The 23,106-nt window shown below is 60.4% G+C and carries 19 protein-coding genes; 9 read left to right on the forward strand and 10 right to left on the reverse strand.

From position 1 onward, the window contains the following. Positions 1 to 711, reverse strand: a complete 711-nt coding sequence (locus tag F3J08_RS05850) for a bacteriorhodopsin (RefSeq protein WP_166928782.1) — start codon at positions 709 to 711, stop codon at positions 1 to 3. Between the two features lie 244 nt (positions 712 to 955). On the opposite strand from F3J08_RS05850, the gene parC reads away from it, so the two are divergent. Continuing rightward, positions 956 to 3,178 (forward strand): DNA topoisomerase IV subunit A, encoded by a 2,223-nt coding sequence (parC, locus tag F3J08_RS05855; protein WP_166928783.1) that lies wholly within the window; start codon positions 956 to 958, stop codon positions 3,176 to 3,178. Positions 3,179 to 3,182: 4 nt separating this feature from the next. Here parC and F3J08_RS05860 read toward each other — a convergent pair whose 3' ends face one another. Beyond that, positions 3,183 to 3,980, reverse strand: coding sequence for an arginyltransferase (locus F3J08_RS05860; protein ID WP_240149165.1), 798 nt, complete (start codon positions 3,978 to 3,980; stop codon positions 3,183 to 3,185). A gap of 407 nt (positions 3,981 to 4,387) precedes the next feature. Here F3J08_RS05860 and cls point away from each other — a divergent pair, with 407 nt between their 5' ends. Beyond that, positions 4,388 to 5,803 carry a cardiolipin synthase gene (cls, locus tag F3J08_RS05865; RefSeq protein WP_166928784.1) on the forward strand — a complete coding sequence of 472 codons (1,416 nt, stop codon included), beginning with the start codon at positions 4,388 to 4,390 and terminating at the stop codon, positions 5,801 to 5,803. Here cls and F3J08_RS05870 read toward each other — a convergent pair. Both F3J08_RS05870 and F3J08_RS05875 read right to left on the reverse strand, forming a co-directional pair. Then, positions 5,787 to 6,530 (reverse strand): endonuclease/exonuclease/phosphatase family protein, encoded by a 744-nt coding sequence (locus tag F3J08_RS05870; RefSeq protein WP_166928785.1) that lies wholly within the window; start codon positions 6,528 to 6,530, stop codon positions 5,787 to 5,789. The two genes, cls and F3J08_RS05870, sit on opposite strands and share 17 nt — an antisense overlap. Next, positions 6,527 to 7,582, reverse strand: coding sequence for an AI-2E family transporter (locus F3J08_RS05875; RefSeq protein ID WP_122039186.1), 1,056 nt, complete (start codon positions 7,580 to 7,582; stop codon positions 6,527 to 6,529). Before F3J08_RS05875 ends, F3J08_RS05870 begins: the two co-directional genes overlap by 4 nt. Positions 7,583 to 7,720: 138 nt before the next feature. Here F3J08_RS05875 and F3J08_RS05880 point away from each other — a divergent pair, with 138 nt between their 5' ends. Both F3J08_RS05880 and metC read left to right on the forward strand, forming a co-directional pair. After that, entirely contained in the window at positions 7,721 to 8,560 is an 840-nt protein-coding gene (locus F3J08_RS05880; RefSeq protein ID WP_166928786.1) for a sulfurtransferase, read from the forward strand. Between the two features lie 16 nt (positions 8,561 to 8,576). Further along, positions 8,577 to 9,800, forward strand: a complete 1,224-nt coding sequence (metC, locus tag F3J08_RS05885) for a cystathionine beta-lyase (protein ID WP_370458674.1) — start codon at positions 8,577 to 8,579, stop codon at positions 9,798 to 9,800. A gap of 9 nt (positions 9,801 to 9,809) precedes the next feature. Here the strand turns inward: metC and F3J08_RS05890 are convergent, their stop codons facing one another. The 3 genes from F3J08_RS05890 to F3J08_RS05900 form a co-directional block, all read right to left on the reverse strand. Further along, positions 9,810 to 11,303 carry a YifB family Mg chelatase-like AAA ATPase gene (locus tag F3J08_RS05890; RefSeq protein WP_166928986.1) on the reverse strand — a complete coding sequence of 498 codons (1,494 nt, stop codon included), beginning with the start codon at positions 11,301 to 11,303 and terminating at the stop codon, positions 9,810 to 9,812. Positions 11,304 to 11,383: 80 nt separating this feature from the next. Continuing rightward, positions 11,384 to 12,634: a phosphoglycerate dehydrogenase gene (serA, locus tag F3J08_RS05895; protein ID WP_023977468.1), complete on the reverse strand. Its 1,251-nt coding sequence runs from the start codon at positions 12,632 to 12,634 to the stop codon at positions 11,384 to 11,386. A 54-nt stretch (positions 12,635 to 12,688) separates the two neighbouring features. Beyond that, a complete protein-coding gene (locus F3J08_RS05900; protein WP_166928787.1) occupies positions 12,689 to 13,489 on the reverse strand; it encodes an inositol monophosphatase family protein in 801 nt (266 codons plus the stop codon). A 288-nt stretch (positions 13,490 to 13,777) separates the two neighbouring features. Between F3J08_RS05900 and F3J08_RS05905 the strand changes: the two genes are divergently transcribed. The 4 genes from F3J08_RS05905 to smpB all read left to right on the forward strand — a co-directional run bounded on the left by F3J08_RS05905 (position 13,778) and on the right by smpB (position 16,829). Next, a complete protein-coding gene (locus F3J08_RS05905; RefSeq protein WP_166928988.1) occupies positions 13,778 to 14,506 on the forward strand; it encodes a 3-deoxy-manno-octulosonate cytidylyltransferase in 729 nt (242 codons plus the stop codon). Further along, a complete protein-coding gene (locus F3J08_RS05910; RefSeq protein WP_166928788.1) occupies positions 14,503 to 15,342 on the forward strand; it encodes a prephenate dehydratase in 840 nt (279 codons plus the stop codon). The genes F3J08_RS05905 and F3J08_RS05910 overlap by 4 nt, the downstream gene beginning before the upstream one ends. A 95-nt stretch (positions 15,343 to 15,437) precedes the next feature. After that, the gene (dapA, locus tag F3J08_RS05915; protein WP_166928789.1) at positions 15,438 to 16,334 is read left to right on the forward strand and encodes a 4-hydroxy-tetrahydrodipicolinate synthase; all 897 of its coding nucleotides are present in this window, start codon (positions 15,438 to 15,440) and stop codon (positions 16,332 to 16,334) included. Continuing rightward, positions 16,335 to 16,829 (forward strand): SsrA-binding protein SmpB, encoded by a 495-nt coding sequence (gene smpB / locus F3J08_RS05920; protein ID WP_062164382.1) that lies wholly within the window; start codon positions 16,335 to 16,337, stop codon positions 16,827 to 16,829. Between the two features lie 266 nt (positions 16,830 to 17,095). On the opposite strand, the gene F3J08_RS17450 is transcribed toward smpB, so the two are convergent. Then, on the reverse strand, positions 17,096 to 17,770 hold the full coding sequence (locus F3J08_RS17450; protein WP_023977462.1) for a cold-shock protein: 675 nt from the start codon (positions 17,768 to 17,770) through the stop codon (positions 17,096 to 17,098). Positions 17,771 to 18,148: 378 nt separating this feature from the next. Here F3J08_RS17450 and F3J08_RS05930 point away from each other — a divergent pair, with 378 nt between their 5' ends. Beyond that, a complete protein-coding gene (locus tag F3J08_RS05930) occupies positions 18,149 to 19,102 on the forward strand; it encodes a lipid A deacylase LpxR family protein (protein ID WP_240149197.1) in 954 nt (317 codons plus the stop codon). A gap of 152 nt (positions 19,103 to 19,254) precedes the next feature. Here F3J08_RS05930 and F3J08_RS05935 read toward each other — a convergent pair whose 3' ends face one another. Both F3J08_RS05935 and recG read right to left on the reverse strand, forming a co-directional pair. Next, complete coding sequence (locus F3J08_RS05935; protein ID WP_166928790.1) at positions 19,255 to 20,856, reverse strand: GGDEF domain-containing phosphodiesterase; 1,602 nt, start codon at positions 20,854 to 20,856, stop codon at positions 19,255 to 19,257. A gap of 142 nt (positions 20,857 to 20,998) precedes the next feature. Next, positions 20,999 to 23,101 carry an ATP-dependent DNA helicase RecG gene (gene recG / locus F3J08_RS05940; RefSeq protein WP_166928791.1) on the reverse strand — a complete coding sequence of 701 codons (2,103 nt, stop codon included), beginning with the start codon at positions 23,099 to 23,101 and terminating at the stop codon, positions 20,999 to 21,001. Positions 23,102 to 23,106: the final 5 nt, after the last annotated feature.

A 23,106-nucleotide genomic window follows, 5' to 3' on the forward strand; every position in this document is an offset into this window, starting at 1 on the left:
TCAGACCGTGGTCAGTTTACGGTCATCGGACAGGCTGAGGAAGCCGAACCCGACTTTCGCCAGAACGTCCGTGATGGCGATAATGAGCACGCTTGCCGAATCCGGTACAATTCCAAACCCATCTGGCGAGAGAGCGAGAATGATCGGGTATACCATCCAGAGCACCGAAAGGATGGTTGCGCTGCGGATATAGGCCGTCTGCACTTCAGGCCGCTCGAGGCGGTTGGCCTGAAGCTGCGAGACCCAGATGACATAATACACACCCAGAAACGCCACACAGGAAAGCACGAACCAGATCCAGCGGCTGACCACATTCTCCGAAGCACTGAAGGCGAAGGCGGTGATGATCATGATCACATCCGCAGCGACTGCGCCGAGCAGCAGATCGGCACGCTTGCGGCCGCGGAACATCCCAAGAAACCCGAGACCGACAAGCAGAAGCGGGGTTGTAAACACCCAGTCGATATAGCGGCCGAACCAGAAGATGCGGGTCGTGCTGGCGGCGCCTGCGAGTGTGGCGTCCGTCGGCAGGAGCACTGCGCCCTGGCCTGTCGCCATGGCGACATACAAACAGCCCGCAATGATGGGGACGATACCGTGAGCAAGGCTCATAACCCCTTCGGTTTCGGTACGACGTTTGCCAAGCAGCAGCAGCGCCGTCCCACCGGCAAACATGATCAGGGCCGTCAGCCAGAGAACTGTCAGGGTCATTATCGCTGTCTTTCACGAGATGAGGAGAGCGATGAACGGTGCCTGACACATAAAGTTGTAATTCGTCTGCCTTGACAGCCATATTTATCGGACCTTATCGCGCTCAGGCCTTTCTCTGGGCAGATGACGCAGAGGCGGCCATTCGCCGAAGCGTGCCACACAGGACCGGGAACAAAAACGGGGTATTTGCACTGGACAGGCCGCGCCGCGCCGCCTTATCTGCCCTGAAACGAAAGGGCGTGGCATGAGTCAGGATCTGGCAGGACATATCGAGGATACCAAACTCGCAGACGCACTGAGCGAGCGCTATATTGCCTATGCCATGTCGACCATCATGGCGCGTTCGTTGCCCGATGTGCGCGATGGCATGAAGCCTGTGCATCGGCGCATCCTCTACGCCATGCAGCAGCTCAAGCTGGACCCGACGGCGGGTTTCAAGAAATGCGCCCGCGTCGTGGGTGACGTGATCGGTAAGTTCCATCCCCATGGCGACGCCGCCGTGTACGAGGCTCTGGTCCGCCTCGCCCAGGACTTCGCGGTGCGCTATCCGCTTGTCGAAGGCCAGGGCAATTTCGGTTCGATTGACGGCGATAACGCAGCCGCCATGCGTTACACGGAGTCCCGGCTGACCGCTGTGGCCAAGGCCCTTCTGGAAGGTATCGAGGATGATGCGGTCGATTTCCGTCCGACCTATGACAATGAAGATGCCGAGCCCGTGGTCCTGCCCGGCGCTTTTCCGAACCTGCTGGCCAATGGCGCGGCCGGGATTGCGGTTGGCATGGCCACCAGTATTCCCCCGCATAACGCCGCCGAGATCTGTCGCGCTGCACGTCATCTGATCGAGAACCCGCAGGCGCCTGTCGAGGCGCTGATGCAGTTCATGCCGGGACCTGACTTCCCCACAGGTGGCGTGCTGATTGAAGACCCGGCCAGCATGGTCACGGCTTACGAGACCGGACGCGGCAGTTTTCGTACCCGCGCACGATGGGAGGTCGAACAGGGACGTTTTGGTACCTGGACCGTGATCGTGACCGAGATTCCCTATCAGGTGCAGAAATCGCGCCTGATCGAGCAGATCGCGGAGTTGATGGAGCAGAAGAAGCTGCCGCTCCTTGCCGATATACGCGACGAAAGTACGACAGATATCCGCCTGATCCTCGAACCCAAGACCAAGGGGATCGAGCCGGAAGTGCTGATGGAAACCCTCTTCCGGGTCACCCCGCTGGAGAGTCGTTTCAGCCTGAACATGAACGTGCTGGACGCCAATCGCGTGCCGCGGGTGATGGGGCTGCGTGAGGTCATCCAGTCATGGCTGGACCATCGCGAGATCGTTCTCGTTCGCCGTTCGCAGCATCGTCTGAACGCGGTTGAGCGCCGTCTGGAAATCCTTGAAGGGTTTCTGGCCGTTTATCTCAATCTCGATGAAGTTATCCGCATCATTCGCGAAAGCGACGAGCCCAAGCCCGAATTGATGCGTGTGTTCAGCCTGACGGATCTGCAGGCCGAATATGTGCTGAATATGCGCCTGCGCTCACTGCGTCGTCTTGAGGAGATCGAGATACGCAAGGAGCGTGATGCGCTTCTCAAGGAGAAATCCGGGCTCGAAGGATTGCTGGGCAGTGAGCGCAAACGCTGGACCCGTATCGGCAAGGAACTTGACGCGACAGCCGCCAGCTTTGGCGAGGGCGCCCTTGGCACCCGACGCACCCAGATTGCGGCACCGCCCGCACCGATCGATTTGAGTGCCGCCATACAGGTCGATCGTGAGCCCCTGACCGTGCTCCTCTCACGTGAAGGCTGGGTGAGGGCCGTGAAGGGACATGGGATCGACCCCGAGAGCCATAAGTTCAAGGAGGGTGATGCGTTCGGACTGTCGCTCGAGTGTCAGAGCACCGATCGTCTCTGTATTCTCGTGAGTGGCGGCCGAGCCTTTACGCTCAAGGCGGCTGATCTTCCGCGTGGGCGTGGCTTCGGGCAGCCCATTCGCGTTCTGGTCGATCTGCCTCAAGACGAGGATATCGTCTCTTTCTTTGTGATCGATGAGTCCGGCCGTCACGTTCTGGCCAGCGAAAGCGGACGCGGCATGATTGTGCGTGACGCCGATATGGCCGCTGAAAAACGGACGGGCAAACAGGTCCTGACGCTGCGTGACGGTGACCGCGCCGGGTTCTGCGTGGCTGTCACTGGTGATCAGATCATCACCATGGGCAGCAACCGCAAGGCGCTATCCTTTGCCCTTGATGCCTTGCCCGAAATGACAAAGGGCATGGGTGTCACGATCCAGAAGCTCCCGCCGGGTCAGCGCATCGTCGATCTGCGGGTCTTTGCCTCGGAAACAGGTCTGGTCTGGCATGAGGGGCAAAAGCCACGCAGTGACGCCGATCTCGCGTCGATTGTCGGCAAACGAGCGGATCAGGGCAAGGCTGCCCCGCAATGGATGACCCGCAAGCCCGTGACCAGAAGCTGAGTTCTCAGGCGGCCCCGGCGGAAGGGATGTCGTCTTTCGGGCTCGATACCGCGATTGTCGGTGTCGAGGACCCTGCAGAGGGCGCGCCTGCCAGTCGGTGCCAGTGCCCGTTGCGAAGAATTTCCGCCGGGTTGAAGCGTGATTTATAGCCCATCTTCGTGCTGCCTGGCACCCAGTAGCCGAGATAGAGATAAGGCTTGTTGCGTCGGGCCGTCTCGGCAATCAGCCATAGAATGGATGCCGTTCCGTAGGAGCGATGGGTCTCTGCCGGGTCATAGAACGTGTAGACCGCCGAGAGACCGTCAGAGAGCATATCGACAAGAGACACGCAGACCAGACGACCATCGCGTGAGCGGAACTCGAACAGACTGGTTTCGACCGGGCTGGTCTCGACCATCGACTGATAATCATCGAGCCCCATGAGGGCCATATCACCATCGCCATGACGATGCGCCTGATAGGCCCGGAACAGGGCGTATTGTTCCTCGGTTGCGACGATGGGGCGCTCAGTCACAACAAGATCGGCGTGGTCCCGGCGCACCCGGCGCATGGTGCGATCCGGCACGAATTCCGCGACAGGAAGCCGGATCGGGATACAGGACTGGCAACCATGGCAGACAGGGGCATAGACAATGCCGTGGCTGCGCCTGAAACCGGCACGGGACAGGCGATCGTGAAGCTGGTCGACATCACTGCCGGTCAGCTCGGTCATGACCTTGCGCTCCGTCCTGCCGGGGAGATACGGGCAGGGCGACGGCTCTGTCGTGTAGAAGAGCTGGGGACGATGAGCTGACATAACCATCCTTTCTCTCCTCTGCCTGAAAACGCTTGATAGTGACGCCCCCCCTGCACGGGAGGGCCATCGATTGCGTAAGCCTGACTGTCCTGACCGTCGGTTGCTGCCTGCGGACCTCGCATTCCGGTCCGGTGCCACAGGGCGTTTCGGTCCTATCCGGACAGGCCAGCACCGGCCTTGCTTCAGACCCTTGTCCAACCGGTATCCTGACCCGGCAGGACAGACGCGCCGTGAAAACGCTGCGCACGCTTTTTCGAGCGGCTCAGCAACATTCCTTGTGGCTAGCCCAAAGCCTTGCACACCGAGTCCGGACGGATCTGGCCCACGATCACCCTCTCATATTTTACGATGATTTTTCCGGTTGCAAGATGTCTCTCTTTGAATTCCGGACGAATACGCTAACGTTATGAGAAATGAGCTGGCCCATTACCCTCCTTGACGCCTTCCTGATCCTGCTTCGGCTCGGTCTTGCTGTTGCAGTCACTTTGCATGTTCTGCGGACGAAACAGAACACGGCGGCCTGTGCCGGCTGGATCGGTGTGAGCTGGCTCATGCCGATTTTCGGCGCGTTGCTCTATCTGATGTTCGGTATCAATCGTGTCAGGCGTCTGGCGCGACGTCTGGTGAGTGACCATCACTGGCGGGGGCGGGGCCCGGCCTTTCATGCCCGCCAGCGTATGGAGGGGGATTTCGCCCCCTTGGCGCGGATGATCGGCAAGCTGACCGAGCGGCCCCTGCTGGGCGGCAATTCCGTCGATTGCCTTCATGATGGCGACAACATCTATCCGCGCATGCTGCAGGACATTGCCTCGGCACAAGTCTCGATTCTGCTGTGTTCCTATATTTTCAGGGCAGATAGAATCGGGGAGCAGTTTGTGGATGCCCTGGTGGCAGCGCAGGCGCGGGGTGTCGCGGTGCGTGTGCTGGTTGACGGTATCGGGGGCGGGTATTTCCGCAGTGGCATTCACAAGGCCTTGCGCGTGCGTGGAGTCCCTTGTGAGCGGTTCATGCACTCGCTTCTTCCGTGGAAAATGCCATTCATCAATCTGCGCAATCACCGCAAAATTCTGGTTATCGATGGGCGTACCGGGTTTATGGGCGGCCTGAATATCGGTGAGGAGAACCTGCGGCGCCTGCGAATCAAGCATCCGGTGGCGGATACGCATTTCCGGCTTAAAGGGCCGATTGTTCATCAACTAACCGAAGCCTTTGCGCGTGACTGGTCTTTTACCTGCGGTGAAGAGCTTGACGGTAAGATCTGGTTTCCCGAGCTTGACCGGGCCGGTGATATCCCGATGCGTATCGTGACATCCGGGCCGGATAACGATCTTGAGAAGATCGAATTCTCCATGCTGCAGGCGATTGCCCTGTCACGCCGCGCGGTTCGCCTGATGACGCCGTATTTCCTGCCCAATGAGCGTTTGGTATCGGAGCTTTGCCTTGCAGCCCTGCGTGGTGTGCAGATCGATATCATCTTGCCACGTCGCAGCAATCATAGGCTGATCGATTATGCCCGCGATGCCAGTCTTGCACCGTTCCTGAAGGCAGGGTGCCATGTCTGGATGAACAGGCCACCCTTCAATCACGCCAAGCTGCTTGTCGTTGATGAAGAATGGTCCTTTGTCGGTAGCAGCAATATCGATGCGCGCAGCCTGCGTCTGAATTTCGAGATCAATCTCGAAATCTACAGTGCGTCGGTGGCGCAGTCTCTCAATAGTTTCATGGAACGGCATAAGGCGGGACGGCTCACGCATCACGCGCTCGACAGCCTCAGCGCCTGGCGCAAAACGCGTAATGCTGCCGTCAGATTGTTCATGCCCTATCTGTGAGCGCCTTGACCTGCCGGCGATCTGCCAGTCGCTGAAAGAAGGCGCGGTGCCTGTCGGGCGCATCGAGCCGTAGTGTTACCGTAATAGGGTGATGGTCCGAACTGCGATTGGGCAGAACACCGGCATTGAGGGGTGTCATGCCACGCACCAGACAGCGGTCGATCCGTATCGGCAGCATGTCGGCCATGCGATGCGTGGGGGCTCTTGGGCCAACATCGCGAAAACCGGGGAGCAAGGTCGGCCCGACAAGATTGAAGTCGCCCATGACGAGCGCCCGATGGCGCAGGATCGGCGCGATACGGCGAAGCTGACGGCGATTCAGGATCTGCCCGTGAGACAGGTGCACGTTTGCGATCGAGAATGACCCGAAATCGATGAGCTGTGCCGTGCGCTTGACCATCAACCCCGATGGCAGGGCGCAGGAGACCGGCGGTCGTGCGAAGGGAAAGCGGCTCCAGCACGCAGTGCCGTGGATGCGGTCGGGCAGAGGAATTCGCGCGTAATGTCCGCCCAGTATGGTGGGCAGCCTGTCGAAACTGCTCACGGCCTCCTGCATCAGAAAGATATCGGGCTGGAAGGTGCGTGCCAGTTCGACGACCTCATCGAGCGGGGCCCCCACGGCGCGGAGCAGATTCCAGCTCAGGATGGTAAAATTCTGGCCAATACCGGGGACAGTGCGATCAGCTAAATGGGCAGGCGGGGCGTCGTGGGTCAAAGACGGATTCATTGAAGCATTTTCTTTTCTGTCTGATAGGCGCCACGCGCGAATTCAGTTGTCAGAGTATAGCCGACGCCCAGCAGGACCGGACCCAGAAAAATACCCAGTCCGCCCAATGTGACCACGCCGCCCAGCACACCGAGTACGGTCAGAAGATAGGGAAGCTGCGCCCCTCTGGCGATGAAAGCGGGCCGGATGATGTGATCGGCCCCTGAGATGAACACGATGCCATAACCCGCGAGAAACAGGCCCCAGCCGAGATGATGATGAAGGGCCAGCCAGATGGCGGCAGGTGCCCATACCAGCGGGGCACCGACCGGAAAAACCGCCACAAAGGCCGCGACACCGCCGAGCAGCACCGGGGCAGGTACGCCCGAGATGAACAGGCCAATGGAGGTGAGCACGCCCTGAACGATGGCGGTACCGAGAATGCCGTAGACCGTGCCCCGTATGACGCTGCCGATGATGGTGATCAGACGATCGGCATAGGTGCCGGTGATGCGGGTCAGGACAGCCGTGATGACACGCCCCAGCGAATCACCACTGATCCAGAAAAACAGGGCGATAAAGAGCGCCATGACCAGTTCGGCCAGGCCGCTCGCCATCTGCATCAGGGCCTTGAGGGTATAACGGGCGATCTGCCCGGCATAGGGATGAAGGGCCTCGCCCACGCCGCGGACGTCATGGCTCCAGTGTTGGTAGGCATTGGTCAGCTGTGGGCCGATGCCGGGAATCGTGGCCAGCCAGTCCGGCGCCGGATGGGTACGCCCAAGGGCTTCGATTTCGGTGTTGATGCCGCCGATGATCAGCGGGAGATCCGCAATGCCGGTCGAGGTAAGGAGCGCGAGCGGCATGACAATGGCAATGGCGCTACCGACCATCATGACCACAGCGGCCAGAGGCGGGCGCATGTGGCGGCGCAGGCGCTTGAACAGGGGCCATGTCGTGAAAGTGAGAATCGCGCCCCACAGGATGGCGGAAAGGAAGGGCCACAGCACCACGCCGCAACCATAAGCGACCCCCAGAAGGAGCATTCCCAGCATGATGCGTTCGGTTGTCACCTAATCTCCCCCGGCTGTGGCCGTCGCCAGTTGACCACGAGGTCATTCCGGCTGCTATCGTGCGGTTCCTGATCCGTTTTTGCGATCCCCGTCAGGCCGGGACATGCCTGATCCATCATGTGCAGGAGCGTGCCATCCATGACGATACCCCCCCTGATCAATGCACAGGCCCTGATGTCGCTTCCTCCCGGCCGGTATCGCTATCTCGATGCCTCGGCTCTCCTTCCCGGGCAGGACGGTGACCCGGAAGCAGACTTCCATAAACTAGCGCTTCCCGGGGCAAATCGTTTCCGTATCAACGACATATGTGATCGCTCGGACCCGCTCCCCCATACCGTACCCGGTGCGGCCACATTTGCGCAGGCCATGATGGCACTGGGCATAGGCTCCGATACGGGACTGGTTTTCTATGACCGCAAAGGAAGTATCGGCGCCTGTCGGGCTCACTGGATGGCCTCACTGTTCGGGCACGAGTCTGTGCATGTTCTTGACGGTGGCTTGGCAGCGCTCGAGGCTCTTGGTCTTGCGCCCGACGCTGCGCCGGCTCCGGCGGCACCCTGCGAGCAGCCTTATCGACCGCGCACCCGCTATGCGCTCCTTGCAGGCAAGGGCGATGTGCTCGACGCGCTCGATGACCCTGACCGCGTAATCCTCGATGCACGCAGTGCAGTGCGTTTCCATGCCCGAACAGCCGAGCCACGGCCCAACATGCGCGGTGGGCATATGAGGGGCGCGGTGAACCTGCCCTTTACCGAGGTGCTGGACCCCCACGGCTGCTTTCTGCAGCCTGAGGCGCTGGTCGAGCGTTTCGCGGGCTGTGCCATAGGCTCGCGTCGGGTCATCACCAGTTGCGGGTCGGGTCTGACCGCCGCAACGCTGACCATGGCCTTGCGTGTGGCCGGGCTGGCGCCAGGGCAGCTTTATGATGGGTCATGGGCCGAGTGGGGAAGCGATCCTGCCACCCCCATTGAGACCTGACAGGAGAAACAAGAGAGTGGAAAACACCGCCAAGCAGGTCACTTCCGGCTGGAAGCGCCTGTCCTCACTACTGGTACAGGGAGGGCGACCTGAGCCCACCCCGCCCGAGGGGGCCTATGTCAATGCGCCGGTGACGAGGGGCTCGACCGTCCTTTTTCCCTCATTGGACGCGATGCGGGAACAGGGGCTGCGCAGCCATGAGCATGAACTGATCTATGGAGCGATGGGCTCGCCCGTTCAGCATGAGCTTGAAAAGCTTCTCGCGCTGATTGAAGGCGGGACCCATACGCAGGTCGTCTCCTCGGGGCTGGCGGCCTGCACCCTGCCTCTGCTCGCCTTCCTGAGTTCTGGTGATCACCTGCTTCTGCCCGACTCGGTCTATGGGCCCACACGCCGTTTTGCCGGCACCATGCTGGCGCGTATGGGGATCGAGACCACCTATTATGCGCCCCTAGCGGATGAAGAGACCCTGATCGGGCTGATGCGAGAGAATACGCGTGTCGTGTTTGCCGAGAGCCCGGGCAGCCACACATTCGAGGTGCAGGACGTTCCCATGCTGGCACGTGTGGCCCATGAGCATGGTGCGCTGCTTATGCTCGACAATACCTGGGGGATTGGCATTTTCCAGCCTTTCCGCCATGGGGTGGACGTCTCCATCCAGGCGCTGACGAAATATCCCGCCGGACATTCCGATGTGATTGCCGGCGCGATCACAGTGGCAGATGGCGCACTCTGGAAGACACTGCGCGATTCCGCCATTCAGATTGGCCAGCTGGCCGGACCGGATGAATGTTGGCTAACCCTTCGCGGGCTCCGCACGATGGCGGTGCGGCTTGAGCGTCAATCAGCTTCGGCTTTGCTGGTGGCGCAATGGCTGCGTGGCCGACCGGAAGTGGCGCGTGTGCTGCATCCGGCGTTCGAGGAATGTCCCGGCCATGAATTCTGGCGACGCGATTTTGAGGGGGCAAGTTCGCTTTTCGGTGTGGAGTTGCGCGCCGATCTGTCTGTCGCGGCCATGCGGGACATGATTGATGCGCTGGCCCTGTTCGGCATCGGCGCGTCCTGGGGCGGATATGAAAGCCTCGTTTTGCCAACGACGGGGGGCGTGCGCCGCTCGCTGCCCAACGCCATGCCTGAGGGGCCAAACTTCAGACTGCATATCGGGCTCGAAGACCCCAACGACCTCATTGCAGATCTTGAAGGGGGACTCGAAGTGCTCCGCGCTTCACTGGCGGGGTAAGGCGCGGCTCTAGCGCATCCTGAAACCGAGCGCCTCGCGCAGATGCGGGGCGCCGACATCTGTTGCGTGGTCGAGATCGGCAACGCTGCGTGCTACGCGCAGCAGGCGTGTAAGCCCGCGGGCTGAAAGGCGCAGCCTGGTACCCGCCTCACTGACAAGATGGCGTGCCTCCGGCGTCAGAACGATATCCTGAGCTGCCACCTGCGCGTTGGGGACTCCTTGACGCGCAATCTGAAATTGTCTTGCTTTCACGACGCGGGCGCGCACGGTGGCACTATTCTCGCCTGCCGGTGCGGTAATCATGTCGAGGGGCGAGACCGGGGTGACGAACAAGGAAAGATCGATCCGGTCGAGCATGGGGCCGGAGAGGCGGGAGAGATACTCCTCGCCGCATTGAGGAGCCTTTCGGCAGGCGCGCTCAGCATCGCCCAGATAGCCGCACCGACAGGGATTCATGGCCGCGATGAACTGAAAACGCGAGGGATAGAGCACGGTCTGTCTGGCTCGTGCCACCGTGATCGCGCCCGTCTCCAGAGGCTGACGCAGGGATTCGAGGCAGCTTCGCGAAAATTCCGGCAGTTCATCGAGAAAGAGAACGCCATTATGGGCAAGGCTCACTTCGCCCGGGCGGGATCGTGAGCCCCCGCCGACAAGCGCGGGCAGGGTAGTCGAGTGATGCGGCGCCCTGAAAGGCGGTTGGGTAATCAGGGTACTCCCGCTGGCCTGACCGCCCAGACTGTGAATCCGGCTGCACTCAAGTATCTGTTCATGCGTCAGATCGGGAAGGATAGAGGGTAGGCACTGCGCAAGCATGGATTTACCAGCACCCGGAGGCCCTGACATCAGCAGGGAATGCGCCCCGCAAGCCGCGATCTCAAGGGCGCGTCGCCCCATATCCATGCCCTTGACCAAAGCAAGATCGTTCAGCGGCGCTGAGCGCGCCACAGGTTCGAGTTCGGGGGAGGGCAATACATGCTCGCCGTTGAAATGCGACAGCAGGGCGCGCAATGTGTCGGGGGCAAGGATATCGAGCGTGTCGCTCGCCCATCGTGCCTCCTGTGCCTGGGGGCGGGGGCAGATCAGGCCAAGCTGATGCCGGACTGTCTCGAGTGCGGCAGAAAGCACGCCACCCGTCGCCTGCAGGCGTCCGTCAAGCGAGAGTTCGCCAATGGCGCTGTAAGCCGCCACGGCCTCATGCGACAGGATACCCATGGCCGTCATGATGGCCAGAGCAATCGGCAGGTCGAAATGCGAGCCTTCCTTGGGCAGATCGGCCGGAACCAGATTGATCAGGATACGCTTGGGGGGCAGGGCGAGTCCGAGTGCTGCCAGGGCAGCGCGGACGCGCTCGCGTGATTCACCGACTGTCTTGTCGGGCAGGCCAACGATGATGAAGGCGGGCAGGCCAGAGGCGATCTGGATTTCGACCGTGACCGGGATGGCATCGATGCCCGCAAAGGCAAAACTCTGGATACGGGCAATGGAAGAGGATGAAGCGGTCACCGGCACCAACGAATGATCAGGAACAGGTGAATCTGTTCCTGATCATTATTAGTGCAGTGTTAATAATTCATCAAATTACTTCAACGCTGATAGATCAGACGCGCGCGCATCGTGCCCTTGAGCTCGCGGAGGCTGTTGAGCAGGCGGTTATCAAGTTCCGAGTCGGGGCTCGCATCGGTCTCGACCACAACATAACCGACCTCGCCATCGGTCTGCAGGTATTGAGCAACGATGTTGCAGTCTTCGCTGGAGAAGATCTCGTTGATCTGGCGCATGATGCCGGGGCGGTTTTCATGCACATGCATGAAGCGCGTACCACGCGGACGTTCGGGCAACTGCACCGGAGGGAAATTGACAGCGCCCAGCGTCGAGCCGACATCGGAATATTCCACAAAGCGCTTGGCGACTTCCACGCCGATACGCTCCTGCGCTTCCATGGTCGAGCCACCGATATGCGGTGTGAGAATGACGTTGGGCAGTCCCTGAAGGGGGGAGACAAAGCTCTCGCCTGCGCCTTTCGGCTCCTTGGGGAATACGTCCACACCGGCACCCATGAGGTGCCCGTCACGCAGGGCAGCAGCGAGGGCATCGATATCGACCACAGTGCCGCGTGCATTGTTGAGCAGGATGGAATTGGGCTTCATGGCGCGGATTTCGGCCTCGCCAATCATGTCCTTCGTCTGCTCCGTCTGCGGAACATGCAGGCTCACGATATCCGACTGGGCGAGAAGCTCATTGAGCGTGGCAACCGGTGTGGCATTGCCATGCGGAAGCTTGTCCACCGTATCGTAATAGATCACGCGCAGGCCGAAAGCCTCGGCCAGAACGGAAAGCTGCGAACCGATCGAGCCGTAGCCCACGATGCCGAGCGTCTTGCCGCGCACTTCCCACGCGTTCACAGCCGATTTGTCCCAGCCGCCTGCGTGGCATTGCTCGGAGCGCGAGGGGATACGGCGCAGCAGCATGACGATCTCGCCCATGACGAGTTCGGCCACGGAGCGCGTGTTGCTGAAGGGAGCGTTGAAAACCGGAATACCTGCCATGCGTGCCGCGTTGAGATCGACCTGGTTGGTGCCAATGCAGAAGCAGCCGATTGCCATGAGTCGGTCGGCCGCCTCGATCACGGGGGCGGTGAGCTGTGTCCGTGAGCGGATGCCCACCATGTGCACACCCTTGAGTGCTTCTGTCAGAGCCTCGCCCTCAAGCGCGGTCTTGAGGCACGTTACCTGCTTGTAGCCCTGCGCGGCGAGATGCTGGGCGGCGCTTTCATGAATACCTTCGAGCAGAAGGATGCGAATGCGGTCTTTGGGGAGAGAAAACGAGGCTTCCATGTCGGCTCCTGTCAGCAGCGCAAATCCGAAACGCGGTGCTAGCTCATACGTGGTTCAGGGGGAAGGGCGAAGGCTCGCGATGGCCTTGGGCAGAAGCGCCTTGTCACCACAGGCCAGAACAGTCCCATCGCTTTCAAGCGTAAGGGGTGCGCCCTGCCAGTCCGTCACAATGCCGCCTGCGCCGTTCACAACGGGAACCAGAGCAGCCCAGTCCCACGGTTTCATGGTACATTCCGCAATCAGGTCAATCTGCCCGAGTGCCAGCAGACCATAACCATAGGCATCGCCACCCCAGCTTGTGCGACGTGCAGCTTTCTTGAGCTGTGCAAAACGCTGGTCATAAGGGGCTATGAGCATATCGGGCGAAGTGCATGACAGCTCGGCGTCACCAAGCGTCGGGCAATTCCGGGTACCTGCAACGCCGGGAAGAGTGGCGGATTCAAAGACGGTCTCACGTCCGGCAACGCCAACCCAGCGCTCATGGGTAAAGGGCTGATCGATCACGCCCAGCACAGGCATTCCCTTGTGGAAAAGGGCAATGAGTGTCGCAAAACTCGGCCTGCCGGTGATGAAGGCGCGTGTGCCATCTATGGGGTCCAGTACCCATATGTAATCCCCCTCATCACCGGAGAAACCATATTCCTCGCCCAGAATGGCATGGTCGGGATGGGCCTGCCTGATGAGGTCGCGCATGGCAGATTCTGCCTCGCGATCGGCACGCGTGACGGGAGATTCGTCGCTCTTGTCATCCACATCCAGACCAGCGCGGAAATGGGGTGTGATCGCCTGACCCGCGTGATCGGCACAGAGCCGTGCAGTTTGCAGGCAGGCATCGAGATCGGGCGGAAGCGTCATGGCGGTAACTCACAATCCGTAAATCAGCCCTGAGCGGGCAGCGCAGCGTCGAACAATCTGAAGGCATATCCGGCAGTGCGGCCACGATCGCAAGGGCACATGAGGGCTGAACGACAGTATCGGACCGAAAAACGATATTTTTAGCCATGATGGCGATGAATCTTTACAGGCTGACGCAATGAAAACGCGCAGCCTGCAAGGAAAGATTGACGCGTCATGGGGGGTGCGGCATGTCTGGCCTCGCGCTGCGGCCCTTCACAAGACAAGCGGAAAGCCTGCCTCATTCCCATGAATCCCATCATCGTCATTCCATCGCGTCTTGCCTCGACGCGCTTGCCAAACAAGCCGCTGGCAGAGATCGACGGCAAGCCCATGATTCTACAGGTGGCGTTACGGGCGCTCGCATCAGGCCTTGGCCCTGTGCTTGTTGCCTCTGGCGATCAGGCCATTCTCGATGCCCTGTCTGGCCATGATGTGGCAGGCGTCCTGACCGATCCGGCCCTGCCCAGCGGATCTGACCGCGTTCATGCTGCCCTGCAAAGCCATGATCCGGAGGGGCGTCATGATGTGGTGATCAATCTGCAGGGTGATCTGCCTCTGATTGCGCCGCACAGCCTCTCTGCCGCCTTGCGCCCGGTGGCTGAAGGTTTCGATATCGGTACGCTGGTTGCGCCGGTAGAGACAGAGGAAGAGGCGCGACGGGCCTCCGTCGTCAAGGCCGCCTGCGCTTTCGCGTCGGGTGCAAGCGTAGCGCGTGCGCTTTATTTCTCCCGGCAGCCGATCCCCTGGGGTGACGGCCCGCTCTGGCATCATGTCGGGGTCTATGCCTGGCGGCGTGAGGCGCTGGCGCGGTTCGTGGCGCTGGCGCCTTCGCCTCTCGAGCGTCGTGAGTCGCTTGAGCAATTGCGGGCGCTTGAGGCGGGTATGAGCATTGGCTGCGCCTCTATTGCCGAGGCGCCGCTCGGGGTCGATACGCCCGAGGATCTTGTACGCATACGTCAGGTGCTTGCAGCATGACCCACACAATTGCTTTTCAGGGGCGTCCCGGCGCTTATTCCGATCTTGCCTGCCGCACGGCGCGACCGGGCTGGAAAACCCTGCCATGCCCCAGCTTTCAGGCGGCGATCGATGCCGTGCGCGAGGGACGGGCAACGCTTGGCATGCTGGCTTGCGAAAATTCGCTCGCGGGCCGTGTTCCCGAAATTCATGCGCTTTTGCCGGAAGCCGGTCTGCCGATTATTGGCGAGCATTTCCAGCGTGTGGAACACTGCCTGATTGCCTTGCCCGGCACCAGGATTGAGGAAGTCAGGCGGGTTCATACCCACCCGGTGGCGCTTGGGCAGATCAGGAACCTGATCCGTGAGCTTGGTGTCGAGGCCTGCTCGGCCTTCGATACGGCGGGGGCGGCAGAGATGGTCGTCAAATGGCAATCCCGCGAGGATGCCGCCATTGCGTCATCACTGGCTGCCGAACTCAACGGCCTTGAGGTCTTGCGGGCCAATGTCGAGGACGCTGCCCATAACACGACGCGGTTCTATCTGGTGGCGCGACAGGCTGCCTGGCCCTCGCCGCAGGATGAACGCGTGATCACGACGCTTGTGTTCCGTGTGCTCAACCGGGCTGGTGCGCTTTACGAGGCTCTGGGTGGGTTCGCCGCAAACGGTGTCAACATGACGCGCCTTGAGAGCTATATGAGCCCCGGCACGCTGACTGCGACAGGCTTTCTGCTGGATGTGGAAGGCCACCCCGAGCAGGAGGCGCTGGGCAAGGCTCTGGCGGTATTGCGGGGATGCAGCGAGAAAATTGCCATACTTGGCGTTTATCCCGCGAGTCCCTCCCGTTATCCGGGGTAGCGCATAGGGCAGGGCTTCCACGCGATATCCATTTGACAGGGGCGGCAGGAGTTCTATTTAGCAGCAGGTTCTAAAAACGGGGCAGGTGAACAGGCATGGCACGGAACAAGGATTTCAAAGGGTCTCTGACCGCGCTGCTGACCCCGTTTCGTGAAGATGGCACGGTTGATCTCGCGGCTCTCGGTCGCTTTATCGACTGGCAGATCGATGAAGGGACGGCAGGACTTATCCCAGCCGGCACGACAGGCGAAAGCCCGACCCTGACCCATGATGAGCATGCCCTTGTTGTCGCCCATACCGTCAAGGTGTCGGGCGGGCGCGTGCCGGTCATGGCTGGCGCCGGGTCGAACAGCACGCATGAGGCGATCGGCATGGCACGCCATGCGAAGGCCGTTGGTGCCGACGCCCTGCTCGTGGTGGCACCCTATTACAACAAGCCGACCCAGGAAGGCCTGTACCAGCATTTCATGCTGGTTGCCGATGCGACCGATCTGCCGCTCTATGTCTATAATGTGCCTGGTCGCTCAGTGGTCGAAGTTCTGCCGGAGACGATGGCGCGTCTGGCGCAGCACCCGAATATTGTCGGGACCAAGGATGCAACGGCCAATCTGTCGCGTCCGCTTCAGCTTCGTGCCCTGCTTGGCGATGCGCCATTCACCCAGTTGACGGGCGATGACGGCACAACCGTCTCGTTCCTCGCTGCGGGCGGGACGGGTTGCATCAGCGTGACAGCCAATATCGCGCCGAGGCTCTGCGCTGCGATGCACGAAGCATGGCAGGCGGGTGACGTGGCAAAGGCGATGCAGATCCAGCAACGTCTGACACCCCTTCACGATGCCATGTTCTGCGAGAGCAATCCGGGGCCGGTTAAATACGCAGCATCACGTTTGGGGCTGTGCACCCCGACCGTACGTTTGCCCCTGTGTGAACCCGGCGCGGCCTCCCGCGCTGTGATTGACGAGGCTCTGAAAAAAACCGGCCTGTCAGGATAAATTGTGGCTGAAAAAAAGAAATCCGGTCTGATTTCGCACGGCATTGCCGCGCAGAACAGAAAAGGCCGGTTCAATTATACAATCCTCGAAACCGTCGAGGCAGGTCTCGTTCTCAAGGGGCCGGAGGTAAAGAGTCTTCGTATGGGTCGCGCAGCGATCAACGAAGCCTATGCTGGCGAGCGGGACGGCGAGATCTGGCTGTTCAATTCCTATATCCCTGAATATCAGGGCGGCGTGCTCTCCCGTTTTGACACGCGCGCACCGCGCAAGCTGCTCTTGCACAAGAAGCAGGTTGCCCATTTGCTTGGCGCTGTCTCGCGGGCAGGGGCTTCGCTCGTTCCGCTGGACGTTCACTTCAACGCCCGTGGACGTGCCAAGCTGACACTTGGCCTCGGTCAGGGGCGCAAGAAAGAAGACAAGCGCCACGCTATTGCCGAGCGGGACTGGCAGCGTGACAAGGCCCGTTTGCTACGCAGCAAGGGCAAGGATTACTGATCAGCGGTTTGGCAGTGGTTATTCTGCAGCAAGCTGAATCCGGGCTATCCCACCGTTTATTCGTCGACGGAAGCTGTTCCGGTGCCGACGCGCTTCTTCGTCAAGAAGTGCATATTGCGGGCACTGCGTCAGCGTAGACGATTACTGCTCATCATGTGGTATGACTGCGCGGATCAAGGAAGTCCCGTAGTCTGAAACCGGCCATTCTTCACAGGGCACAAAAAAACCCGGCACAAGGCCGGGTTTTTTCTGGATCAGAAGATCGCTCAGGCGATGTTGATGTCGGCTGCTTCCGGACCCTTCTGGCCCTGCACAACCTTTACATCGACTGCCTGGCCTTCGTTGAGGCCAGACAGGCCCGAACGCTCAAGAGCCGAGGCGTGGATGAAGATGTCCTTGCCACCGTTTTCCGGCGTGATGAAGCCGAAGCCCTTCGTGGCGTTGTACCACTTCACGATGCCGCGCAGATCCTGTGCCTGCGACAGGTCAGGAGCCGGACGGGCAGGACGACCGCCGCCGCCAAAAGCCGGGCGCGGGCCAGCCGGGTTGAAGGCAGCGCGGGGGCGCGGAGCTTCTGCCGTGCTGGTGTCGACGTTGAGAACCTCAGCGACCTGACGGCCCTTGGGGCCCTGGCCAATGCGGACGTTCAGCGTCGTGCCGGGGTTTACGCTGGTGTGGCCAGCGGTGGAGAGGGCGTTTGCGTGAAGGAAAACGTCGCCTGATCCATCAGCGAGCTCGACAAAGCCGAAACCCTTTTCGCTGTTGAACCACTTGACGCTGGCGCCCACTTCCGGGCCTGACGCCAGAACCTGTGGGCCGCCCGAAGGGGGACGACGATTTTGCATCCCACCACGGTCACCGAAGGAGGGGGTCATGAAATCGTCGTCGAATCCGCCGCGGCGCGGGGAACGTGGGCTGCGGTCGGTACGGTTGCTTCTCAACGGTCTAATCCCGAGATCTGTGCGGTGATCCATCATACGGAGAATCACCAGTGGAGTAAGTCGAAACGGTGTGCACGGGCCTGCCGGCTGGTACGGAACGGGCGATGTCCACAAGGGGTTTCATCAAGACCCTAACACGGTTTTTTCGGGTTATGCCACCAGAAAACGTGACCCGATTACCACGATCTTCTTCATATCGCGTTTTTATGAGGGGATAGTGTTGGCGTTACCGGCTGTCACTGTTTCCTGTTACGTGAAATCGGCTATGGTGGCTGCCTGTTATTTCGGAAGGGGATGGATTTGCGCTGTTCAAAGTCGCGCTGGCCGGGCGCCAGACAGGTCAGGGCCGGATCGCTCTCGGTTCTCGGTCTCGCTGTGATGGGTGCAACGGCTCACGCCACCCCCAAACAGGACCCTTACGGCACCTGGACGCTCCAGGGCGAGAATGACGCAGTATCGACCCTCAAGGGCACATCAGACCAGTATTATACCTCCGGGCTGCGTTTCAACTGGACATCGGGCACCGATAATCTGCCCAAGCCCTTCGCTGACGTGAACCGCTTCCTGCTGGGTGAGGGCATGCAGCGTGTAAGCCTTGGCGTGCAGCAGCTTATCTATACGCCGCGCGACACGCAGACAGCGCAGCCTGCTTCGGGCGACCGTCCTTATTCGAGCCTTCTGCTCGGCACGGTGAACTTCATCAACGACACGGATCTGTCACGCAGCGTCGCCGGGATCCAGTTTGGCGTCATGGGGCCTGCGGGTCTGGGTCGTCAGTTGCAGAATGGCTTCCACGGCGCGATCGGCGACACGAAGAACCGTGGCTGGCACACGCAGCTTCAGAACCAGCCGATCTTCCAGATTCAGGCCGGGCGTATCTGGCGTCTGCCTGTGGTGAACCTTTATGGAATCAGCGCCGATGTGCTGCCGGCCATTTCAGGCGCCGCTGGTGACTATCGTACCTATGCCGATGCAGCCGGAACATTCCGTATCGGCCAAGGGCTGGACAGCGATTTCGGCAATGCGACGATCGGTCCGGGCCTTGATGGCACGGATGCCTTTGTCGCCACCCGCCCAGTTGCCTGGTATCTGTATGGCGGTGTGGAAGGTCAGGCGGTTGCCTATGACTCGACCTTGCAAGGCAATACACTGCGTGACAACTCACCCCATGTGAGCAAGACGTGGGACGTCGGTATGATCCATGCAGGCGTGGCAGTGATGTGGCACGGGGTTCGGCTGTCCTACAGCCAGAACTGGCAGACCGCCCAGTTCAAGACGGCCAAGGCAGGCCTTTTCAACTATGGCTCGCTCAAGCTCTCAGTCAAATTCTGAGCCTGAGCCGACAGTAACAATCCGGTTTCGCCGGGTTGTATCGACGCAATCAGTAAAACCCGTATCGGCGTGACGCCGGTACGGGTTTTTTCAATGCATGTTGCCCAGGCGGTTCGCCTGTTCGAAGGCAAACTGCCTCCCGGCCAGGGTGCTCAGAGATAATCCGGTGTCGGGATGCCCAACAGGTAGCCCTGTACTTCCTCACACCCATAGGAGTCGAGAAAGGCCATCTGACGCTCGGTCTCCACGCCCTTGGCACAACAGGAAATGCCGAGTCGACGCGCCATCTGGATTGTTTGCCCCATCACCTCGTTGACGCGGCGGTCATCGTTGAGTCGCAGCATGAACGAGCGATCGAACTTGATTTGATCGACCGGGAAATTCGCCAGCCTCTCGAGGGAGGAGTATCCGGCGCCGAAATCATCCAGCGCGACATGCACGCCCAGAGCGCGAAGGCGTGAGAGCTCCTGATAGGCAATGTCGCGCGGGCCGAAGGAGCGCTTTTCGGAAAGCTCGATCTGCAGGCGCTCGGGAGCCAGGCCGGTTTCCTGCAAGACGGCCTCGACCATTCCGGACAGGAGACGGCGAGCGAGCCAAGTGGGAGAAATGTTGACGCATACGCGCAGTGGATGGCTCCAGGATGCAGCGGCCTCGCAGGCGCGTTTGAGACTCCACTGATCGATCTTTTCAATCATGCCGCCATTTTCGGCGCACTGGATGAAAATATCAGGTGGGATCTGGCCCACGCCTGGCCTCTCCCACCGCAAAAGTGCCTCCAGCGCGACGACGGTCTGACTGCCCGAAGCGATGATCGGCATCCAGTTAAGCGTGAGTTCATTGCTTTCTACCGCGCGCATCAGATCACGCTCCAGCCCCGATGAGCCAAGCAGCGCAGCGGTACCGGAAGGGGTGGCGCGTCGTTCATGCGCGCCGCCATGCTGTCTTATGTCATTGACGGCAGCATCGACCGCCTGGAGGAGCGACGTCGACGTTTCACCATCCTGAGGGAACAAGGCCCAGCCTATCGAGAATGAAGGCTGGATTTCGCCCCGATCTATCAGGATGGTTGGCGAGAGTGCCTGACGAATGCTTGCGATCAGAGTTCTGGTTGTCACCAGTGAGAGGCCGGGTGGGGACACAACCAGAATATTTCCGCCGCCCGCATAGGCGAGATAGGCCTGTCCGGGGAGAATCTGCTGGATGCGTGTGATGCTCTCGTCGATAACCCGGTTCGAGGTTTCCCATCCGTAACGCAGATTGAGCGTGTTCAGGTGATCGAGATCGACCCCGATAACCGAAAAACTCGCCTTGCGGCTCTCGCAGGTCGTCGTCTCGATCAGTCTGCCGATATGTGCTGCGCAAAGAACCCGATCGGGCAGATCGCGCCTGCGTGTCTGCAAAGTCTGATTGGTCAGGAGCGATCTTGCGCATACGGCAAGGTAGGGTGCAAGCTCGCGTAGTTCTGTCTCGGAAACCGAGAGCGGTACGCGTGCAAGAAGGGTCAGATCGCCCTCCAATGCTATACCCAGATCAAAGGACTCGTCGGTTTTTTTGAGATAAAGCGAGTCGTCGGCGTTGCAAACGGCCCTGACGCACTCAGCGGTTACTTCGGATGCGATCGTGCCGCCACCCGCTATCTCGATCAGGTCGCCCGATCTATCGAATCCGCATATGCAGATAGATGTCGCTCCTAGCAGCCTTCGCGCGATTTCAAGTATCGCGAGGTGAGGTTCGGGCTGATGGATCGGTGACATATCGCCTCTCTTTGACGGGATCAATCAGGTTATGAAATACGACGACGAATTGAGCAAGTCTGGTCTTTAGCAATAGTTAAAATGATTAATGTAACATGTCAAAAGATTGAGTAAGTATTACTGCGGGTGACTGGTATTTTCACTATCCTGCTCGATTTATCCTGTTGGGATCATGGCGATCAAATATCGTGAACAGAAGCAAAAAATTTGAGTCAACTTTACTCCCGTCGGATAATTTGTCTGTGATCGCAATTGTCTCGCGATAAGCCTCGTTGAGTAGTGACTCTGCATCGACGCCTTCTGTCAAACGGAAAAGCGGCAAGCCCGATTGCCGGACTCCAGTGAGGTCACCGCCTCCGCGTAACCTGAAATCACGCTCAGCGATAATGAAGCCGTCCTCCGTTTCCCGCAGCAGGGCGAGGCGTTCCTTGCCTGTGGCACCGGTCGCGCCATCATCATAGATCAGCAGACAGAACGACGCTGCTGCACCACGCCCGACGCGGCCGCGCAACTGGTGCAACTGGGCAAGCCCGAACCGTTCCGCATGTTCGATCACCATGACAGAGGCATTGGGGATATCGACACCGACCTCGATAACCGTCGTCGCGACAAGCAGCCGCGTCTCACCCAGCCGGAAACGGTCGAGTTCCGCCTGTCTCTGAGAGATTTCCTGCCGCCCATGAGCCAGTCCAACAGGTGTAGTCAGGCGTTGCGAAAGATCGGCCCATCGTGCTTCGGCCGCCGCCACGTCGAGCACCTCGCTTTCTTCAACCAACGGGCAAACCCAGAAAACCTGTGCCCCTCGTTCGACAATGCGCCTGATCCCGCCAATGACATCATCAAGCGTTGAGAGGGGATGCAGCGATGTCTGGATGGGTTTGCGTCCGGGCGGTTTCTGATCCAGCCGGCTTACGCTGAGATCCCCCCATTGAGTGAGAAGCAGCGTGCGCGGGATGGGGGTCGCCGTCATCACAAGAATATCGGTGCAGTCGCCCTTTCCACCCAGCATGGCACGCTGCTGCACACCAAAGCGATGTTGCTCGTCGATGACGGCAAGGCCGAGATCGTGAAACACCACGGCCTCCTGAAACAGGGCATGGGTGCCGATGACGAGCCGTGCGGTCCCGTCGGCGATAGCCTTGAGCGCAATGGAGCGCGCCTTGCCCTTCACGCTTCCGGACAAATAGACGCAGGTCACGCCAGACAGACGCGACAGGGTCTCATAATGCTGGCTGGCCAGGATCTCGGTCGGGGCCATGAGGGCGGCCTGCGCTCCGGCCTCGACGGCACGAAGCATGGCCATCAGTGCCACGAGCGTCTTGCCTGCGCCGACGTCGCCTTGCAGCAGGCGCATCATGGGCACAGGTGCGGCCATATCCGCATCGATGTCGGCCAGAGCCCGGGTCTGCGCGCCGGTCATGACATGGCCGAACCGGGCCAGAGCAGCCTCGCGAAGGGTGCCGTCGCCTGTCAGCGCACGTCCGGGCAGGATGCGTGCCTCCTGACGCGCGAGCGCGAGGGAAAGCTGATCGGCCAGACATTCATCGAATGCCAGCCGTTCGCGCGCCATCAGGGCCAGGCGAGACCAGTGACGGCCTGGCTCGGCTTTGGGGCGGTGCAGAATTTCGAGCGCCTCGTGAAAGGACGGCCAGTCATGGCGCGCCAGAACCTCCGTGGGAATCCATTCCGGCAGTCGCGGCAGAAGATCGAGCGCCTTGTGCATGGCGCGACGCATGACGGACGGAAACAGGCCTGCGGTCAGCGGCCAGACGGGGTCGATGGCGGGGATTGTGTCATGGCGCAGCCAGTTCACCATATAATCCGGGTGCGGCATTGTAAGCGACAGACCGTAGCGCTCGAGCTTGCCCGAGACGGCGAGTTCGTCACCCGGTGCAACGGAGCGGACAAATGCCTGATGGAAGAACAGAATCTCCACCTCATCGGTGTCATCGGTCGCACGGATGCGAAAGGGCTGGCGGGCGCGACTGGGCTGGACAATGTCGAGCACACGCAGCCGGGCGGTCAGGGTCGCGCCGGGCATCAGCTGCTCACGGGCCTCACGCAGGGTCATGATCGTGCGTCGGTCGACGTAGCTGCTTGGCAGGGTGAAAAGAAGGTCCATAACCCTGTTGCCACCGGCAACCTTGCGCAGCAGCCCGTCATAACGGGGGCCGATGCCGGGCAGGGTGACGAGGGGCGCCAGAAGCGGGGTGATCGGCGATAGCTCTGGAGACATGACCTTCATGGAAC

This window comes from Asaia sp. As-1742, assembly GCF_011753235.1.
GTDB lineage: Bacteria > Pseudomonadota > Alphaproteobacteria > Acetobacterales > Acetobacteraceae > Asaia > Asaia bogorensis_B.